Origin of the sequence: Kitasatospora nipponensis, from assembly GCF_039528135.1 — a bacterium.
Taxonomy (GTDB): Bacteria; Actinomycetota; Actinomycetes; order Streptomycetales; family Streptomycetaceae; genus Kitasatospora; species Kitasatospora nipponensis.
Map to the genome: position 1 here is coordinate 1 of NZ_BAAALF010000889.1, position 604 is coordinate 604.

The following is a 604-nucleotide window of genomic DNA, read 5'->3' on the forward strand; positions in this document are numbered from 1 at the left end:
CCCGACGAGGACATCCCGCCGCTGGTCGACTTCGTACTCTCGCCGGCCGCCCGACCGCTGGTCACCCACCTGGGGTACGCGGTGAAGGGTTAGGGCGTGGGGCACCGGGGTGATCCGACGGATCCGTGTCGGATCTCTTCCGGCAGACACGGCCTTCATACGCTGCTCGCCCAGGCTCGGCCCTCCACCGTTGCCTCATGACGGACGCGCCGACCCGTACAAGGCTGAGAGCGGCCATGCTGCCCGTTGGCATCACCGCGGGGCCGGGTGCCGCGGCAGCGCTCCGCACCGGGCTCATCCGCCTTGGCGCGGGGGAGTCCCCGCAGGGCCGCGCTTCCACGGGGCGGATGGAGTTCTCGCTGTGGAGTGCGCTGGTCGGCGCGTCGTTCGCCATGTGGGTGGTGGTGGCGGCGATCAGCGGACGGTTGCTGCGGGTGCGCTGGCGCAATGGGTCGGGACGGCCGACAAAGTCGGCACTTACGGGCATGGTCCTGGGGGCACTGGTCCTCCTCGTGGGTGTCTATTTCGCCCTGCTGGTCGTCCTCATGCGGCCCCCTCCAATCCACCCCCCCTGGACGGAAGGTGGGGGGTCCCGGTGCTCCCG

1 protein-coding gene is annotated in these 604 nt (G+C 70.9%); it reads left to right on the forward strand.

Annotated elements, in window-relative coordinates; all coding sequences use genetic code 11:
- Positions 1–197: 197 nt before the first annotated feature.
- A partial coding sequence (locus ABD323_RS43885; RefSeq protein ID WP_344447592.1) for a hypothetical protein occupies positions 198–604 on the forward strand: 407 nt, incomplete at its 3' end.